14 protein-coding genes and 1 tRNA gene are annotated in these 17,220 nt (G+C 61.0%); 5 read left to right on the top strand and 10 right to left on the bottom strand.

Annotation, left to right across the window (positions count from 1 at the left end; translation table 11 throughout):
• The first annotated feature begins 181 nt into the window (after window positions 1-181).
• A complete protein-coding gene (locus MHAR_RS01570) occupies window positions 182-1,276 on the top strand; it encodes a hypothetical protein (RefSeq protein WP_014585879.1) in 1,095 nt (364 codons plus the stop codon).
• A 66-nt stretch (window positions 1,277-1,342) separates the two neighbouring features.
• Here MHAR_RS01570 and gatB read toward each other — a convergent pair whose 3' ends face one another.
• From gatB to MHAR_RS01535, 7 genes are all read right to left on the bottom strand, one after another.
• On the bottom strand, window positions 1,343-2,785 hold the full coding sequence (gene gatB, locus MHAR_RS01565) for an Asp-tRNA(Asn)/Glu-tRNA(Gln) amidotransferase subunit GatB (RefSeq protein WP_014585878.1): 1,443 nt from the start codon (window positions 2,783-2,785) through the stop codon (window positions 1,343-1,345).
• Between the two features lies 1 nt (window position 2,786).
• Window positions 2,787-4,214 carry an Asp-tRNA(Asn)/Glu-tRNA(Gln) amidotransferase subunit GatA gene (gene gatA / locus MHAR_RS01560; protein WP_014585877.1) on the bottom strand — a complete coding sequence of 476 codons (1,428 nt, stop codon included), beginning with the start codon at window positions 4,212-4,214 and terminating at the stop codon, window positions 2,787-2,789.
• 5 nt (window positions 4,215-4,219) lie between these two features.
• On the bottom strand, window positions 4,220-4,501 hold the full coding sequence (gene gatC / locus MHAR_RS01555) for an Asp-tRNA(Asn)/Glu-tRNA(Gln) amidotransferase subunit GatC (protein WP_014585876.1): 282 nt from the start codon (window positions 4,499-4,501) through the stop codon (window positions 4,220-4,222).
• A gap of 182 nt (window positions 4,502-4,683) precedes the next feature.
• Window positions 4,684-4,757: transfer RNA gene (locus MHAR_RS01550), tRNA-Arg, on the bottom strand.
• Window positions 4,758-4,759: 2 nt separating this feature from the next.
• Window positions 4,760-5,068 (bottom strand): 30S ribosomal protein S10, encoded by a 309-nt coding sequence (gene rpsJ, locus MHAR_RS01545; RefSeq protein WP_014585875.1) that lies wholly within the window; start codon window positions 5,066-5,068, stop codon window positions 4,760-4,762.
• A gap of 25 nt (window positions 5,069-5,093) precedes the next feature.
• The gene (gene tuf, locus MHAR_RS01540) at window positions 5,094-6,362 is read right to left on the bottom strand and encodes a translation elongation factor EF-1 subunit alpha (protein ID WP_014585874.1); all 1,269 of its coding nucleotides are present in this window, start codon (window positions 6,360-6,362) and stop codon (window positions 5,094-5,096) included.
• A gap of 71 nt (window positions 6,363-6,433) precedes the next feature.
• Complete coding sequence (locus MHAR_RS01535; RefSeq protein WP_014585873.1) at window positions 6,434-8,629, bottom strand: elongation factor EF-2; 2,196 nt, start codon at window positions 8,627-8,629, stop codon at window positions 6,434-6,436.
• A gap of 275 nt (window positions 8,630-8,904) precedes the next feature.
• Here MHAR_RS01535 and MHAR_RS01530 point away from each other — a divergent pair, with 275 nt between their 5' ends.
• Together MHAR_RS01530 and purM are read left to right on the top strand one after the other, a co-directional pair.
• A complete protein-coding gene (locus tag MHAR_RS01530; protein ID WP_048144234.1) occupies window positions 8,905-10,305 on the top strand; it encodes an aspartate kinase in 1,401 nt (466 codons plus the stop codon).
• 11 nt (window positions 10,306-10,316) lie between these two features.
• Window positions 10,317-11,309: a phosphoribosylformylglycinamidine cyclo-ligase gene (gene purM, locus MHAR_RS01525; protein WP_014585871.1), complete on the top strand. Its 993-nt coding sequence runs from the start codon at window positions 10,317-10,319 to the stop codon at window positions 11,307-11,309.
• A gap of 133 nt (window positions 11,310-11,442) precedes the next feature.
• Here purM and MHAR_RS01520 read toward each other — a convergent pair whose 3' ends face one another.
• A complete protein-coding gene (locus MHAR_RS01520) occupies window positions 11,443-11,628 on the bottom strand; it encodes a hypothetical protein (RefSeq protein WP_014585870.1) in 186 nt (61 codons plus the stop codon).
• Between the two features lie 145 nt (window positions 11,629-11,773).
• On the bottom strand, window positions 11,774-12,571 hold the full coding sequence (locus MHAR_RS01515) for an ATP-binding protein (RefSeq protein ID WP_081472241.1): 798 nt from the start codon (window positions 12,569-12,571) through the stop codon (window positions 11,774-11,776).
• Window positions 12,572-12,672: 101 nt separating this feature from the next.
• Between MHAR_RS01515 and MHAR_RS01510 the strand changes: the two genes are divergently transcribed.
• Together MHAR_RS01510 and ribC are read left to right on the top strand one after the other, a co-directional pair.
• Window positions 12,673-14,583 carry an adenosylcobalamin-dependent ribonucleoside-diphosphate reductase gene (locus MHAR_RS01510; RefSeq protein WP_228369589.1) on the top strand — a complete coding sequence of 637 codons (1,911 nt, stop codon included), beginning with the start codon at window positions 12,673-12,675 and terminating at the stop codon, window positions 14,581-14,583.
• Window positions 14,584-14,686: 103 nt separating this feature from the next.
• Window positions 14,687-15,148, top strand: coding sequence for a riboflavin synthase (gene ribC / locus MHAR_RS01505; RefSeq protein WP_014585867.1), 462 nt, complete (start codon window positions 14,687-14,689; stop codon window positions 15,146-15,148).
• A 166-nt stretch (window positions 15,149-15,314) separates the two neighbouring features.
• Here ribC and MHAR_RS12775 read toward each other — a convergent pair whose 3' ends face one another.
• Window positions 15,315-17,216, bottom strand: a complete 1,902-nt coding sequence (locus MHAR_RS12775) for an ATP-dependent helicase (protein ID WP_014585866.1) — start codon at window positions 17,214-17,216, stop codon at window positions 15,315-15,317.
• Between the last annotated feature and the right edge of the window lie 4 nt (window positions 17,217-17,220).

The following is a 17,220-nucleotide window of genomic DNA, read 5'->3' as shown; positions in this document are numbered from 1 at the left end:
GCCATCAACCTGAAAACCATCACTCTCTTGTACGATAAATATCAATCGATCGCCTCCGGCCACTCCGGCAGCTCTGACAGAGACGGATGGCGATGGAGGAGGCCGGCTCCGGGCCCGGCCGCCCCCGGGGCCTCAGGAAATCAGATATACGATCATCGCCAAGACCTCCCCGGAGGCAAAAATGGATCTGAGGGCAATTGCATACCTTTCCGCCCTTCTCGCGGCCCTCCTCCTGGCGGGACCGTCGTGGGGTCAGCTGGCGGAGTTCGAGAAGGTGAGACCCGGGAACGACGCGTCTTCGCCGGTGGTGGTCATCGGTGCGTCCAACGAACCCCAGGGCCTCTTGCCCTCGGTGAAACGGGTCCAGTTCCGGACCGAGACGGGATGGTCCAGCTGGATCTCGGTGAAGGGGGTGAGGCTGACCACCGCCCCCGTCGCCATCTCTTCGGAGCCGGGCATCGTAGACGTATTCACGGGGGGAAACGACAACGACCTCTGGCATATCCGCCTCCAGGAGCAAGAGAGCTGGTCCGACTGGTCGAAGATCTTTGGGCCGCCCCCCTACAACAAGAACCTCGGCGGGGTCCACTTCCGAAAGTACGAGCTGGCGGCGGCGGCGACCGGGTCAGAAGGTGGGGACTACCACCTCTTCACCTGGGGGCCCACAAACCACTGCCTCTACAAGAGGTGCTGGGGTAGCGGAGGCGGCGTCGGCTGCGACAGGACCGCCGACTGGACCCCCCTGGGGGGGGAGATCGGATCGAGGCCCTCGGCGGTCATCTTCGGCGACGAGATCCACCTCTTCGCCCTGGATCGATCCCGAGGCCTCCTCTGGAACGTTGCCACCCTACCCCCCGTCGGCTCGGGGGAGGATCCGGCCTGGAATGGGTGGCAGCCCCTGGAGTGGTCCTTCTCCACCCCACCGGCCGCGGCCACCGACGGGGAGCGGATCCACCTCTTCGCCAAGGACCCAGGGGGCGGGATCGGCCATCTCGCCCTCGACCCCGAGACGGGGGAGGGGTCCTTCGAGACGATAGACCAGGCGATCGACTCAACCCCGGCGGTGGTGATCGAGGAGGGAAGGACGCACCTCTTCGGGGTCCTGGATGGAGAGCTCGTCCATCTCGAAGGCGGCGGCAGCGGCTGGGCGGCCGGCGAGAACCTCAAGGGCTCGATCTCGGGCCAGCCGACGGCCGCCTCCGATGGGATGGGGGATATATGGGTCTTCGCCCAGGGGCAGGGCGGATGGCTCTGGGGGATCCGCTTCGCCCCCTAGGACGGTGACGGAGAGGAAAAGGTAGAAAGTGGAGAAGAGGGGAGGTGGGGGCGAAGGAGTTCCCCCCTAAGCCCTCCCGGCTCCTTCGAGGGCCTCCCTGACGAGCCGGTTCGCCTCCCCCGGATCCGCCCTCCCCCGGGTCTTCTTCATCACCACGCCGACGATGAAGTTTATCGCCTTCTCGTTTCCTGCCCTGTAGTCGGCGACCGCCTGGGACGACTCTTCGACGGCAGCCCGGACCGCCGCCATAACGGCGTCGTCCTCGACCCTGGAAAGCCCCTTCGTCGCCACGATGGCGGCCGGATCCGCCTCAGTGGTCTCTCCCGGACCGTCCAGGATCGTCCGGATCACCTCGACGGCCCCCTTCTCCGTGATCTTCCCCCCCTCGATCAAATCGAGGATAACGACCATCTGATCGGGGCTGAACCTCTCGATGGTGACGTCCCGGTAGTTCAGCTCCCCCTTCAGGACGTCGGCGATCCAGGCCGCGGCGAGCCTCGGGGGCGCCCTTTCTGCCACCACCTCATAGAAGTTTGCGACCCGGATCTCGGAGGTGAGAGATTTCGCGTGATCGTCGGCTATGCCGTATTCCGCGACGAACCTCTCCCTCTTGGCGTCGGGGAGCTCTGGAAGCTTTGCCTCCACCCGGGGGACCCAGTCGGCGATCCTCATGGGAACGAGGTCGGGCTCGGGGAAGTAGCGGTAGTCGTGGGCCTCCTCCTTCGTCCTGATGGTGACGGTGATCCCCCGGAGTTCGTCGTAGTGGCGGGTCTCCTGGACCTGGGCGACCCCCCTCCTCCGGGCGGACCTCTGCCTGGTGATCTCGTAGGCGAGGGCCTTCTCAACCCCCTTGTGGCTCGATATGTTCTTCACCTCGGCCCGTTCGCCTCCGACGAGGGAGATGTTCGAGTCGATCCTCATAGCCCCCTCGAGGTTCCCGTCGAAGACGTCCAAGTACTCCAAAATGTTCCGGAGCTTATCGAGGAAGGACCTCGCCTCCTTGGGGGACCGGAGGTCCGGCTCCGTCACCACCTCCAGGAGGGCCATGCCGCACCGGTTGTAGTCGACCATCGAGTACTTCGCCCGGTCGATGGTCCCGGCGTGGACGAGCCGGCCAGGGTCCTCCTCCATGTGGACCCTGGTGATCCTGATCCTCCTCTCCTCGCCATCCTCCCCCTTGATGAGGATCGAGCCGCCCAGGCCGAGGGGGAAGTCGTACTGGGTGATCTGGAAGGCCTTGGGGAGGTCGGGGTAGTAGTAGTTCTTACGGTAGAAGAGTGTCTCCCCCTGGATCGCGCAGTTGAGGGCGAGGGCGACCCGGATGGCGTACTCGACCGCCCGCTTGTTGACGACAGGGAGGGTCCCCGGGAGCCCCAGACAGACGGGGCAGGTGTGGGTGTTCGGCGGCGAGTCGTGATAGTCGGTGGAGCAGCCGCAGAAGAGCTTCGAGTTCAATTTGTTCAGCTGGACGTGGACCTCCAGGCCGATGATGACGTCCTTTTCGGCCATCCTATACCACCTCCTTCGGCACAGCCTCGTGATAAGGCGTCGCGCCCTCGTAGGCCTTGGCGGCCCGGAGGACGGCGGCCTCGTCGAAGTGGCGGCCGATGATCTGAAGGCCAATGGGCAGGCCGTCGGCGAAGCCGCAAGGGACGGAGATGGCGGGAACTCCGGCCAGGTTGATGGGGACGGTGAAGACGTCGGCCATGTATAGCGATAGCGGGTCCTCGATCCTCTCTCCGATCCTGAAGGCGGGGAAGGGCATGGTGGGCGTCACGAGAAGGTCGGCGCCGCCGGCCGAGAGGGCCCTCTCGAAGTCCTGCTTGATGAGGGTCCTCACCTTGAGGGCCTTGAGGTAGTACCGGCCGTAGTAGCCGGCGGAGAGGGCGTAGGTCCCAAGGAGGATCCTCCTCTTCACCTCGGGGCCGAAGCCTGCGGCTCTGATATCAGAGAAGGTGGTGTGCCAGTCCTGGTCTGCCCCGAGCCGGAGGCCGTAACGGAGGCCGTCGAACCGGGCCAGGTTTGAAGATGCCTCGCTCATGGCGATGATGTAATAGGCGGCCAGGGCGTACCTGGTGTGGGGGAGGGAGACCTTCTTCCACGACGCCCCCAGCCCCTCCAGCTTGGAGATGGCGTCCCAGACCGCCTTCTCGACCAATGGGTCGACGCCTTCGCCGAAGTACTCCTGGGGGACCCCCAGAGTCAGCCCATCGACCCCTCCCTCGATCCTCGCGAAGTACCCGCCCTCCGACCTCGCAGAGGTCGAGTCCCGGGGGTCGTGGCCGGCTATGACGTCCAAAACCAGGGCCGCATCCTCGACGCTCAGGGTGAGGGGGCCGATCTGCTCCAGGCTGTTGGCGTAAGATACGAGGCCGTACCGAGAGACGAGGCCGTAGGTGGGCTTGAGGCCGACGATCCCGCAGAAGGAGGCGGGACACCGGATCGATCCGCCGGTGTCGGAGCCGAGGGCGCACGGCGCCTCCCCCGCGGCCACGGCCGCAGCGGAACCGCCGGAGGAGCCCCCGGGGACCCGGTCGGCGTCCCAGGGGTTCTTCGTCGGGCCGAAGCAGCTCGTCTCGGTGGAGGTGCCCATGGCGAACTCGTCCATGTTCGTCTTCCCGATGATGATCGCCCCCTCCTCCTTCAGCCTCTCAATGACGGTAGCGTCGTAGGGGGGGATGTAGCCGGTGAGGATCCGCGAGGAGCAGTTCGTCTCTATCCCCTTCGTCGAGATGGAGCTTTTGATGGCTATGGGGACCCCGGCCAGAAGCCCCCCCCACGGGCTCCTATCATACTCCCGGGCCCTCTCCAGGGCCGCCTCTTCGGATAAGACGTTGTAGGCGTTGAGCCTGCTCTTATTGATCTTCGAAAAGAGGGCCGATACCTCCTCTTCGGCCGAAGCTCCTGCCTCAAGCCTCTCCTTCAGCATCCTCAGCATAGCGATCACACGATCCTGGGGCTCTTGAAGTAGCCGTTCTCCGTCCGCGGAGCGTTCGAGAGCGCCTCCTCCGAGGAGAGGGACTCTCCCACCACGTCCTCCCGGAAGACGTTGGTGAGGTCGACGACCCGGTAGGTCGGCTCCACATCCTCGGTGTCGAGCTCATCGAGCTGATGGAAGTAGTCGAGGACGGAGTTGAAGGAGGCGACGAAGCCCTCTCTCTCAACCTCGGATACCTTTATGCTGGCAAGCCAGCTTATGTGATCCACATCTTCTCCTGTAATCATCGCAATCCCACGCCTCTCGACGATGATGAAATCCTGGAAGGCTATGAACCTTTTGCCGGTGGCCTAGACCCTGGGCAGACGGGCCCTGAAGGGACTGGGGCCCCCAATGGCTGCAACGGCGGCCCGAAAGAGAAGACGCGAGGATCGGATATGGGAGAAGAGAAAAACAAAAAAGGTCGTAGCGGACTCGCCGGGATTTGAACCCGGGACTGAGGCTCCGGAGGCCTCCGTGTTATCCAGACTATACTACGAGTCCAGCTAGGATTCCAGCACTATCTCGATGTTGACGTTCTTGGGAACCTGGATCCGCATCAGCTGGCGGAGCGCCCGCTCGTCGGCGTCCAGGTCGATCATCCGCTTGTGGACCCGCATCTCCCAGTGATCCCAGGTGGCGGTCCCCTCCCCGTCGGGGCTCTTCCTCGTGGGGACTACCATCCTCTTGGTGGGCAGGGGTATTGGTCCCGCCATGTGGACGCCCGTCCTCTGAGCGATCCCCCTCACCTGGCTGCAGATCTCGTCCAGGGAGCGGGGGTCGGTCCCAGATAGCCGAATTCTTGCCTTCTGCATAACTCAAACACCAGAAAAATTTGAGTTAGCGGGGGGTGATGTTCATGCACATCCCCGCTGCGATCGTCTGGCCCATATCCCTGATGGCGAACCTGCCCAGCTGCGGGATCTCCTTGACCTTCTCGATCACCATCGGCTTCGTCGGCATCACGGTGACGATGGCGGCATCCCCGGCTTTGATGAAGGCGGGGTTCTGCTCCTTCACCGCCCCGGTCCTGGGGTCGAGCTTGGCCTTGATCTCGGTGAGGGTACAGGCGATCTGGGCGGTGTGGCAGTGGAAGACGGGGGTGTATCCCGCGGAGATGGCGCTCGGGTGCTGGAGGACCACGATCTGGGCGGTGAACTCCTTGGCCACCGTCGGCGGCGAGTCGACGTGTCCGCAGACGTCGCCCCTCTTGATGTCCTTCTTCCCGATGCCCCTCACGTTCCAGCCGATGTTGTCGCCCGGGAGGGCCTCTTCGGCCTCTTCGTGGTGCATCTCGATCGTCTTCACCTCGCCGGTGACGTTGGCGGGCTCGAAGATGATCTTGTCGCCCTTCTTGATGATACCGGTCTCGACCCTGCCGACGGGGACGGTGCCTACGCCGGAGATGGTGTAGACGTCCTGGACGGGAAGCCTGAGGGGCAGTTTCGTCGGCTTCTCGGGCTCCTTCAGGTTGTTCAGCGACTCCAGAAGGGTGGGGCCGCTGTACCAGGTGAGGTTGTCGCCGCGAGCGATGACGTTGTCGCCGACGAAGGCGGATACGGGGATGAAGGGGATCTCTGCGACCTTATATCCGACCATCTGCAGGAGCTTTCCGACCTCCTCCTTCACCTCTTTGAACCTCGCCTCGCTGTACTTGGCGGCGTCCATCTTGTTGATGGCGATGATCAGCTGGTTGATCCCCAGGGTCCTCGCGAGGAAGACGTGCTCCCTGGTCTGGGCCATCACCCCGTCGGGGGCCGCGATCACCAGGACCGCAGAGTCGGCCTGGCTAGCGCCGGTGATCATATTCTTGATGAAGTCTCTGTGGCCGGGACAGTCGACGATGGTGAAGTAGTACTTGTCGGTGTCGAACCTCTGGTGGCCGATGTCGATGGTGACGCCCCGCTCTCGCTCCTCCTTGAGGCTGTCCATGACCCAGGCGAACTCGAAGCTCCCCTTACCCTTGGCCTCGGCCTCTTTCTTGTACTGCTCGACGATGTGTGGAGAAACGGCGCCGGCCTCGAACATCAGCCTCCCGACGAGAGTGGACTTCCCGTGGTCGACGTGCCCGATGAACGCCAGGTTCATGTGTGGCTTCTGTGCTGCCATCTTTATCTCCTCCGGTTAACTTTTAGCTCCGTATTTACGTCTCTTCCGTTTAAATCTTTTCAGAGAAGGCCTCAGGCCTTCAGGTAGTCGCTGGGCTTAGGCATCTCGGTCTTTAAACCCTTGCGCCCCCGGATCTGACGGACGGTCTCCAGCATCGCCGCTGGGGGTATCGGCTCGAAGCCGGCGAACTCCGTGCTCCAGAGGGATCTGCCCTCGGTGGCCCCCCGGATCGCTCCCGCAAACCCGAAGAGCTCCGAGACCGGCGCCTTCGCCTTGATTATGATCATGTCGCCCTCGGTCTCCATGCTGAGGATCATGCCTCTTCGGCCCTGGATCTCCGACATGGCGCCGCCCATCTGCTCCTGTGGAACCTGTATAAAGACGTTCTGGAAGGGCTCCAGGATGGCGGGGTTTGCCATCAGGATCCCGGCCTGGACCGCCTGCCTTACGGCGGGGATTACCTGGGCGGGCCCTCGGTGGATGGCGTCCTCGTGGAGCTTGATATCCATCAGCTTAGCCTTTACGCCCTGGACCGGCTCGCGGCAGATGGGGCCGTTCTTCGTCGCCTCCATGAACCCCTCCAGCATCAGCTCCATAGTCTCTTTGAGGTACTGGACGCCCTTGGTCATGTTGATGAAGACGTTCGTCTCGAAGACGCCGGAGATGTTCCGGGCCTCCTCCTTATCCATCCCCTTGCTGATCAGGATGTTCCTCCGCTCCAGCTCCTCCATCTTCATGGAGAACTCCCCGGCCTTGATCGCATCGACCACCTCGGGCTCCAGGGGCTCGATCTCGATGTAGAAGCGGTTGTGGTGGTTGGGGGACTTCCCCTCGACGGGACCGGTGGTCTTGCCGGTTATCGACTCCCGATAGACTACGATCGGCGGCGAGGTGGTGATCTCGACGCCCTTGTCCCTCTGGATTCTGTAGGCGACGATCTCCAGGTGGAGCTCGCCCATCCCCGCCATTAGGTGCTCGCCCGTCTCCTCGTTGATGGTGATGTTGAGGGTCGGATCCTCCTTCGCGACCTGCCGGAGAACCTCGACGAGCTTCGGGAGGTCCCGGGTGTTCTTCGCCTCCACGGCGACGGTGACCACCGGCTCGCTGACGTGTTTTATGTCCTCGAAGGGGGTCGCCTCCTTGTTCGAGGATACGGTGGAGCCGACGTAGGCGTCCCGGAGGCCGGTTACCGCGGCTATGTTCCCGGCGGGGATCTTCTCCACCTCGACCCGGTCGGCGCCCATGAATATCCCCGTCTGCTGGACCCTGTTCGACTTGGCGACGCCGGATATGAAGAGCTCCATCCCCCGCTCAAGGGTCCCGGAGAAGAGCCTGCCGGTGGCGACCTCCCCAGCATGGGGGTCGACGGAGATGTCGGTTACCATGAAGGCGATGGGGCCGTGGGGATCGCAGCCCTCCATCGACTTGTATAGCTTGCTGGTCTTGTCCCCGTGCCAGATCACCCCGACCCGCTCCTTCTGGGCCTTGAGGGGGCTTGGGAGGAAGCGGATGACCATGTCGTTGACGGCCAGGTAGAGAGGACACTTCTGGGCGAGGGTCTTCATGTCTCCAACCTGGCAGTAGTCGTAGACCTCGCCGAAGCCGATCCCGGTGCTCTTCATCTGGGGGACGCTGATCGCCCAGTTGTAGAGGGCGGACCCGAAGGCGACGCTCCCCGCGGAGGCGTCGACCCTCCAGCCTGCCTTGTACTTCTCCTCGTTCATCCCGCGAATGAGCTTGTTTATGTTGTCGATCAATTTTCCGAGGCGGAGCTGCATCTCCTGCTTGTCCACCTTCAGCTCGTTGAGGAGCCGATCGACCTTGTTGACGAAGAGGACGGGGTGGACGTTCTCTTTGAGGGCCTGCCTCAGGACCGTCTCCGTCTGGGGCATCGCCCCCTCCACGGCGTCGACGACGACGACGGCTCCGTCGACGGCCCGCATCGCCCTGGTGACGTCGCCGCCGAAGTCGACGTGGCCTGGAGTGTCGATCATGTTGATGAGGTACTCTTTGCCCTGGTACTCGTGGACCATCGAGACGTTGGCGGCATCGATGGTGATCCCCCGGGCCTGCTCCAGCTCGTCGAAGTCCATGAATAGCTGCTTGCCGGCGAGCTCCATCGATATCATGCCCGATCCTGCCAGCAGATTGTCGGATAAGGTGGTCTTGCCGTGATCGATATGCGCAACTATGCCGATGTTTCGGATCATCTCTGGCTTGTCCATCAGCGACGTCACGCGTTCTGCTATCTTCTTCCTCTTGCCCATATCAAGCCTCGCGAAATTTGAGATAAAGCTCAGAATCTTGGAGTCTCGGTTCCATTTTCGTACACCTATATAAGCCTTCGGCCATGGACGACGGGGGTCAGAGGGCCGCTACCATCGATTTTTCGCCACGGGATGGCGTTTGGGGCCCCATCCAGCGTCGGGAGGAGAAGATATAGAGGGCGGAAGAGCGGCGGGAATTAGATTATAAAATGCCAATTATAAAAAGTCCAGTAAAGCTTATATCGGTGAGGTGGGACCTTCACAGGGTTTTCAAGATGGCACGCTTGGTAATGAAGTTTGGCGGATCCTCGGTGGCCGACGGGGCGAAGCTGCGGAACGTCGGAGAGCTGGTGAAGAGCCTGAGCGGAGAGAACGAGATCGTCGTCGTCACCTCGGCGTTGGGGGGTGTCACCGACGACCTCCTCCAGTGCGCCAGAACCTCAGCTGAAGGCGGAAAGGTCGAGGATATTGCGACCTTCGTCGACAGGCTGAGCAAGAGGCACGTCCAGGCCCTGATGGATGCGGTCCTGGATCCCGATATCGCAAAGGAGCTGAAGGAGATCATCACCCAGAGGCTGGGCGAGCTGGAGAAGGCCTACATAGGGATCTGCTACCTGGGGGAGCTCTCCCCCCGGTCCATCGACAGGATCTCGAGCTTCGGCGAGAGGCTCGCCGCCCCCATCCTCTCGGGGGTCCTCCGGGACCTGGGGCTCAAATCGAGGTACTACTCCGGGGGGGAGGCGGGGGTAATCACCAACAGCGATTACGGGAATGCAAAGCCCCTGGAGAAGAGCTACGACCTCCTCTCCTCGAGGCTCACCCCCATCGATGGCGTCCCGGTGGTGACGGGGTTCATCGGCGAGGACGAGAGGGGTAACATCACCACCTTGGGCCGGGGCGGCTCGGACTTCTCGGCGTCGCTGATCGGGGCGGCGATCGGGGCGGACGAGATCTGGTTCTGGAAGGACACCACCGGCGTTCTGACCACCGACCCGAAGATCGTCTCCGAGGCGAAGAACATCCCCGTAATATCGTATAGAGAGGCGATGGAGATGTCCTACTTCGGGGCTAAGGTCCTCCACCCCCGGGCCATTGAGCCGGCGATCAGAAACGGCATCCCCGTCCGGGTCAAGTGCACCTTCGACCCCCAGGACCCGGGGACCCTGATCGTCAAGGAGGGGATGGCCAGGGAGGACGTCATCAAGGCCGTCACCCTATCGAAGAAGGTCGCCCTCCTCACCATATCCGGGGCCGGGATGATCGGGACCCCTGGGATAGCCGCCCGGGCCTTCTCGGCCCTCGCCAACGCCGGGGTGAACATCGTCATGATCAGCCAGGGGTCGAGCGAGGCGAACATCTCGGTCGTCGTCGACGAGCCCCAGGTTGAGGCCGCGGAGATAGCCCTCAGGGCGGAGTTTCCGACGACGATAGTCCGGGAGGTCTCCCACAACAAGGACGTGGCGGTGATCGCCGTCGTCGGGGCCGGGATGGTGGGGACCCCGGGGGTCGCCGGCAGGGTCTTCGGCGCCATGGGCCGATCGAAGATCAACGTCCTGATGATCAGCCAGGGGTCGAGCGAGCACAACATCTCCTTCGTCGTCAGCATCGGCGAGGCGGAGAGGGCGGTCCAGGAGCTCCACCGGGAGTTCGGCCTTGAGAGCGGGGCGAAGAGATAAGAGGTGAGGAGATGAAAAGGCTCACCTACGCCGATTCGGGCGTCGACATCCGGGAGGAGGAGAGGGCGATCTCCGCCATGAAGAGGGTGATGACCGGCCGGAGGAAGGGGATCGGCGCCCCCATCACCGATATCGGCCACTACGCCGGCCTCATCGACATGGGCGAGTACGCCATCGCCATGACCACCGATGGCGTCGGAAGCAAGGTCCTGATCGCAAGCGCCATGAGGAAATGGGACACCGTCGGGATCGACTGCATGGCGATGAACGTCAACGACCTCCTCGCCATCGGCGCCGAGCCCCTCGCCTTCGTCGACTACCTGGCCCTGGAAAGAGTCGATCCCGAGATGACGGCCCAAATAGCCGTCGGTTTGGAGCGGGGGGCAAAGATCGCGAACGTCAGCATCGTGGGGGGCGAGACCGCCTCCCTGCCCGAGATCATCCGGGGCTTCGACCTCGCGGGAACCGCCATCGGGATGATCAAAAAAGAGGACGTCGTCACCGGCGAGAAGATAGAAAAGGAGGACGTCGTAGTGGGGCTTCCGAGCAGCGGCCTTCACAGCAACGGCTTCTCCCTGGCGCGGAAGATCGTCGAGGAGTCGAGCTACACCTACTTCGACAGGATGCCCGGCTCGGAGAAGACGATCGGCGAGCTCCTCCTGGAGCCGACGAGGATCTACATGGAGGCTCTGGCGGTCATCCAGAAGGCCGATGTCCACGGGATGGCCCACATAACGGGGAGCGGCCTATTGAAGCTCCACCGGATCAGCGGCTTCGGCTTTGAGATCGATGACCCCATCGAGCCCCAGCCGATATTCCGGTTCCTCCAGGAGGAGGGGGGCGTTGCCGAGGACGAGATGTACCGGACCTTCAACATGGGGATGGGCTGGGTCTTCGTCCTCTCAGAGGACGACGTGGACGCGGTCCTCAAAATGACCGACGGCAAGGTCGTCGGCGAGATCGTCGACGAGGGGCTCCGGCTCGGAGATATGGAGCTGAAGTAGAGCGGAGAAAGATAGAAAGCGTTATTTGGGTGCGAGGGGCCGATATTCCAGATAGGAAGAGGGATCAGATTTCTAGATCCCTCCCACTCAACCCTTTGCCGATCTTCACCACCCCTCCACTTGCGTCAATCTTCTAGCGGGATCTGCGCCCCCATCTCCCGCAGAGCTTCAACCATCTAGCCTCGACGATCGCCTCGACGCCCAGCTCCTCGAGGGAGTCCATCCGCCGATTTAGGATCTCAACGCAGGACTCTCCCTCGCGACCGAAGAGCCGGAGCCTCTTTTTAACCCCCTCATCGACCTGGATAGCGGTGCTCATAGAAGTACAAAGTTGGGACGGCGATCATCAAAGATTTCAACGAGGGGATATCTGGTCATGCCGAGGCTTTTGCCGGGGTCGATGCTTCTCCCAGCATTGCCGACTTAAAGGGAGGTGGAGGAAAGATGAGAAGCTCCGAGGCGGCCTACAAGGCCCTCCCGCCCTTCTCCGCCGCCTCCTTGGCCATCGAGCCGAAGAGCTCCTCCAGCTTCCCCTTGATCTCCTTAATCGCCTCTATGCCGGGTCCGCCGACGTCCAGGGGCGACATTCCGGCGAGGTCCGCGTCCATCAGGCTTCTGTCGAAGGGGATCATCCCCAGGACGGGGACGTTCATCTCCGCCAGCTTCTCTCTTATCTTCGCCTGCTCCTCGGGGGCCTTGTTGATGACGGCCATCACCCTCTCGATCCCCAGGTCCTTGGCGAGCCTCTTGATCCTCTCCAGGGTCTCGACGGAGCGGAGCCCCGGCTCGACGACGGCGATCATGACGTCGACCCCCCTGGTCGTCCCGCGGCCGAGGTGCTCGATCCCCGCCTCCATGTCCAGGATCACCAGGTCCTTCTCCCGCAGGATGACGTGCCGGAGGAGGGCCCGGAGGAAGGCGGTCTCGGGGCACATGCAGCCGCTTCCGCCGGTGTCGATCGTCCCCATCACCGCCAGCTTCACCCCGTCGGGGCCGACGCAGCCGCACTTCTCGATGACGTCGTCTACTTTGGGGTTGAGCTTGAACATCCCGAACTCGGCGCTCGCCCTCTCCTGGACCATCTCCTTGTAGTCGGTGATGGGCCGCGGGTTCTTGGCGACCCCCAGGGCGGAGGCGAGGTTCATGTCGGGGTCTGCGTCTATCGCGATGACGTTGTACCCGTCCCGGGCGAAGAGCCGGGCGAGGGTTCCGGCGAGGGTGGTCTTCCCGACGCCCCCCTTTCCAGTGATGGCTATCTTGATGGTAAAACCTCCAGGACTTCATCTCCGATCTTCAGGTATATATGGTAAGATCGGAGTTTATATCGCTTCTGGAGAAGCCTGGTAACGGAGGCGGCAAGGAGATGGCGGAGAAGAGAGGAAAGACGGGGAGGACGGAAAAGGGCGCGAGGAGAGGGGGGGTCGAGGTGGGGAGAGAGACGGCCGGATGCCGGGGAGGGGAGGAGGGACGCCGGAGCTGTAAGGGCCGGGGCCTTCCGCCCCATCCCCGGCCCGGGAAGGAGCCCACTCCCAGACCGGCCCTCGGCCCCTTCGCCCCGGAGCTTCTCCGGAAGAGGTACCTGCGGCGGGACGTCTCCGGGGACGTCGCCGAGACGGCCGAGGAGATGTTCAGCCGGGTCGCCCGGACCGTCGCCCGGGCCGAGGGGAGGTTCGGCGGAGATGCCTCCGCCATGGCGGCGAGGTTTCGGGACCTCATGGCCGGCGGGCTCTTCCTCCCCAACTCTCCGACCCTGATGAACGCCGGCCTCTCCCTGGGGCAGCTCTCGGCCTGCTTCGTCCTCCCGGTGGAGGACTCCATGGACGGGATCTTCGGCGCCCTGAAGGAGATGGCGAAGATCCACCAGAGCGGCGGGGGGACGGGATTCTCCTTCTCGCGCCTGCGGCCGAAGGGCGACCCCGTCCGGGCGACCGGGGGCGTCGCCAGCGGCCCCGTCTCCTTCATGGAGGTCTTCGACGCCGCCACCGAGGTGATAAAGCAGGGGGGCCGCAGGCGCGGGGCGAACATGGCGGTCCTCCGGGCAGACCACCCCGACATCCTCGATTTCGTCCGCGCCAAGGAGAGGGCGGGGAGGCTTCAGAACTTCAACCTCTCCGTCGGGATCACCGACGATCAGATGAGGAGGGCCCGGTCGGGGAGGAAGTTAGACCTCATAAACCCCCGGACCGGCCAGGTGGCAGAGAAGATCGAAGCCGCCGGCCTCCTGCAGGAGGTGGCCGCCAGCGCCTGGCGGCGGGGCGACCCCGGGGTCCTCTTCCTCGACAGGATCAACGACGCCCACCCCCTCCCCGGGACGATCGAGGCTACAAACCCCTGCGGCGAGCAGCCGCTCCTCCCCTACGAGTCCTGCAACCTCGGCTCGGTCAACCTCTCCCGCTTCGCCGGAAGGGGCGAGGTCGACTGGGACGGCCTCGAAGGAACGGCCCGCCTCGCCATCCGCTTTTTGGACGACGTCCTGGAGGTGAACCGCTTCCCCCTCCGGCGGATCCGGGAGGAGACCCTGAAGAGCAGGAAGATAGGCCTAGGGGTGATGGGCTTTGCCGAGATGCTCATCGAGCTTGGGATCAGCTACGCCTCAAAGGAGGCGGTCGGGATGGCGGAGGAGGCGATGAAATTCATCGCCGCCGCCGCCAGGGACGAGTCTCGCCTCCTCGGGGAGGAGCGCGGCTCCTTCCCCCTCCTGGAGGAGAGCAGCCTCGACTGGGACGCCATGAGGAACGCCACCGTCACGACGATCGCGCCGACGGGGTCGATCAGCCTCATCGCCGGAACGAGCCCCGGGATCGAGCCCTTATTCGGCCTATCCTACTCCCGGGACCTCCTGGGCGAAGAGATGGTGGCAATGAATCCCCTCTTCGAGCGGATGGCGAAAGATAGGGGCCTCGGCGATGGCCTGATCCGCACCGTCGCGGCGCAGGGGACCCTGGATGGCGCCGAAGGCGTCCCCGACGACCTCAAAGAATTATTCGTAACGGCGATGGAGGTCGCGCCGGCCCAGCACGTCAAGATCCAGGCGGCCTTCCAGAGGTTCACCGACAACGGCGTCTCCAAGACCGTCAACCTCCCGCCGGAGGCGACGGTCGAGAATGTCCTCAATATCTTCGCCCTCGCCTACGACCTCGGCTGCAAAGGGATCACCGTCTACCGGTACGGGTCGCGAGACCAGCTCCTCCACCTGGGGGAGGGGGGAAGGTCCAGGGCCAGGGCCGAGGCGGAGACCGATCCCCGCGGCCTCGGCTGCCGGATCTGCGACTGAAGGGCGCTCCACCCCTGACCCCCGACCCCTCTTTCCCTTCCACCCTTCACCGCCAAGAGAGCCTCCGATAAGCCTTAAACCCCCGAAGATCCATCCTCCAGACATGAAGATCGGGATCGCCGACACCAACTTCGCCCGGTACGATATGGCCAGGGCCGCCATCAAGGAGCTGAAGCGGGGCTGCTCCGCCGAGATCGTCCGCTATACCGTCCCTGGGGTCAAGGACCTCCCGGTAGCCGCGAAAATCCTGATCGAGGAGCGGGGCTGCGAGCTGGTGATGGCCCTGGGGATGCCGGGGCCAAAGCCCATAGACAAGACCTGCGCCCACGAGGCCTCGACGGGCCTGATCATGGCCCAGCTTATGACGAACACCCACATCCTCGAGGTCTTCGTCCACGAGGACGAGGCCGAATCCGAAAAAGAACTCGCTTCCCTCGCCGAGCGGCGGACCCGGGAGCACGCCGAGAACGCCATCAAGCTCCTCTACTACCCCGAAAGGCTCACCCGGGAGGCGGGGACGGGCCAGCGGGAGGGGTTCGAGGACGCGGGGCGGGTGGAGCGGTGAGAGATTTTGGGGAATTATATCCAATTGTGAGACGAATCTACAGCAATCCCGGATTTGTCGTTCCCTCGATCAAATTGAGCCCCTTCGAAAATAGGCAGAAAAAGCTAGGGGTTTCTTGAACCTACCCCAACGTCTCGATCCGATTGGCGGCTGAGCCAGCATGATATCATACAATTTTCCCTGGGTTTGGCCCTCTTGGATTATCAGGTTTGATAAGGCCAATTATTGACAAATATCTTGAGGGCCTTTGTTTCCGTTCGCTGCCCCAAGGCATTAATTTAGTCCTAGGATAGGAAAATGCAAGCAAGCGCTTTGAACGTGTAACTGCTACAAAAGCGTCTCTCATCTCCTCTTCCAGCGCTGGACCATCTCTAGCACGATAATCAGGAAATGTCCCCTCGGCCATACCCATCACCACAACCACATCGAATTCTAGGCCCTTAGCTGAATGAACCGTCAGCAAGGCTAATCCTTCTTGCCGTGGCTGCTGCGTTGTCCCCAGTGCAACTTGTCCTAAAAAAGATGTAAGCGTGTGATATCCGCCAGGTTGCGAACGAAGATAGTAATTCCAATGTTTTTGCCAAGTTCTTATATCTTCTATTATCAAAGCACGTTCTTCTTGGCTTTCTTTAGTCTCAGAATAATCATATAAATACTCCATAGCGTTTTTAAACTTGAAATTTTCTTCCGTCCAGTCCATCGATTCTAGTGCCAAAATTACAGCTAATCGATCATTATCAGACGTTCGTCTCTTTAAGGCAGACAACAGGCGCAATCCATCACTGACATGTTGGCCGAAATCGGAGGCATCTTCGCGCATATCCCAACGCGCAATTAACATACTAAAGTGTAAGCGATCACGGGGATTTGCCAGTAGACGCAAACAAAGTTCAAAATCCTGAATGAGGCTCGATTCGCTTTCTTGTTGTGCTGAAAGTTGTTTGTAGTAGGGCCAATGGCGTTTATTTAATTCGTCTTCAACCGCAGATAAAACATACCTATTTCTGCCCAGTAATGCACAGCGTTCTAAAGTTATGGGACCCTCTACATCCCGATGTCCTTCATTAAGGAGATTTTGAATATAATCGAGGACAAGACGTGCTTCATGTTGCTCATCTATTCCCTCCATTAACTCAATTGACCCTGCAATTGGAAGTTGCCCTTCAACTTCGTACTCTGAAACTAAGGATTTTGCCGCATTGACGACAACCTGTGAAGATCGGAAGTTATCGTTCATAAAGATCTTTTTCGCACCAAAATCGCGTTCAAATTGATCGAGATATTTTGGATTTGCTCCATTCCAAACAAAAATAGCCTGTTTTTTGTCTCCTACTATCATTACATTTCGATGTTCTAAACCGCAAAGAGCACTGATAACTTGGTACTGTGCTTCGTTTAGATCTTGTCCCTCGTCTATGCAAATGTAACGGTATTGGCGCCGATAGAAATCTGCTATTTTTGGACGCTCTTGGAATAAGCGATATGTGAGCAACAATAGGTCGTCAAAATCTATAGCATATGACACACGAAGACCGTTGTTATATGCCTCATAAACTTGCCTATCAGTTTCATTATCCATCATCTCAGGAACAAATAGATTATTTTTTGCTGAAGAAATCATATCAAGCCAGCGGTTTAGAAGTCGGTCTTGAGTGTTTGCATCCAAAATAATATTTAGTTTATGCCGTAGATATGGATTGGCCATAGCTGCTTGAAATAGTACTTGTTTGCGATCCTGGTACGATTCAAAGATATTGGGCAGCTCATCGATTCCTACTGGTTTTCCTCTATTGGCCAAAACTTCCATACAAAAACTGTGGAGTGTGCCAATAAAAGCACGTTTCTCTATATTTGGGATCTCCGATAATCGTTCTTTCATCTCATTTGCAGCTTTATTTGTAAAGGTCAAAGCCAATATACGGAAATGACCCGTATCTTCATTTAACAGTCTTCGAACACGTTCAGTTAGAACTCGCGTCTTTCCAGAGCCCGGGCCAGCGACCACAAGTAAAGGGCCTTCACCATGTTCGACAATTTTACGTTGTGTTTCAGAAAGTTGAATATTCACAGGA

The sequence above is a fragment of the Methanothrix harundinacea 6Ac genome, assembly GCF_000235565.1.
GTDB classification, from domain to species: Archaea; Halobacteriota; Methanosarcinia; order Methanotrichales; family Methanotrichaceae; genus Methanocrinis; species Methanocrinis harundinaceus.
The sequence above is the reverse complement of the archived record's forward strand: the minus strand, read 5'-3'. Positions and strand labels throughout refer to the sequence as shown.

Coding starts and splice junctions, on each gene's coding strand:
- MHAR_RS01570 (WP_014585879.1), top strand. CDS start 182: ATGGATCTGAGGGCAATTGCATACCTTTCCGCCCTTCTCGCGGCCCTC.
- gatB (WP_014585878.1), bottom strand. CDS start 2,785: ATGGCCGAAAAGGACGTCATCATCGGCCTGGAGGTCCACGTCCAGCTG.
- gatA (WP_014585877.1), bottom strand. CDS start 4,214: ATGCTGAGGATGCTGAAGGAGAGGCTTGAGGCAGGAGCTTCGGCCGAA.
- gatC (WP_014585876.1), bottom strand. CDS start 4,501: ATGATTACAGGAGAAGATGTGGATCACATAAGCTGGCTTGCCAGCATA.
- rpsJ (WP_014585875.1), bottom strand. CDS start 5,068: ATGCAGAAGGCAAGAATTCGGCTATCTGGGACCGACCCCCGCTCCCTG.
- tuf (WP_014585874.1), bottom strand. CDS start 6,362: ATGGCAGCACAGAAGCCACACATGAACCTGGCGTTCATCGGGCACGTC.
- MHAR_RS01535 (WP_014585873.1), bottom strand. CDS start 8,629: ATGGGCAAGAGGAAGAAGATAGCAGAACGCGTGACGTCGCTGATGGAC.
- MHAR_RS01530 (WP_048144234.1), top strand. CDS start 8,905: ATGGCACGCTTGGTAATGAAGTTTGGCGGATCCTCGGTGGCCGACGGG.
- purM (WP_014585871.1), top strand. CDS start 10,317: ATGAAAAGGCTCACCTACGCCGATTCGGGCGTCGACATCCGGGAGGAG.
- MHAR_RS01520 (WP_014585870.1), bottom strand. CDS start 11,628: ATGAGCACCGCTATCCAGGTCGATGAGGGGGTTAAAAAGAGGCTCCGG.
- MHAR_RS01510 (WP_228369589.1), top strand. CDS start 12,673: ATGGCGGAGAAGAGAGGAAAGACGGGGAGGACGGAAAAGGGCGCGAGG.
- ribC (WP_014585867.1), top strand. CDS start 14,687: ATGAAGATCGGGATCGCCGACACCAACTTCGCCCGGTACGATATGGCC.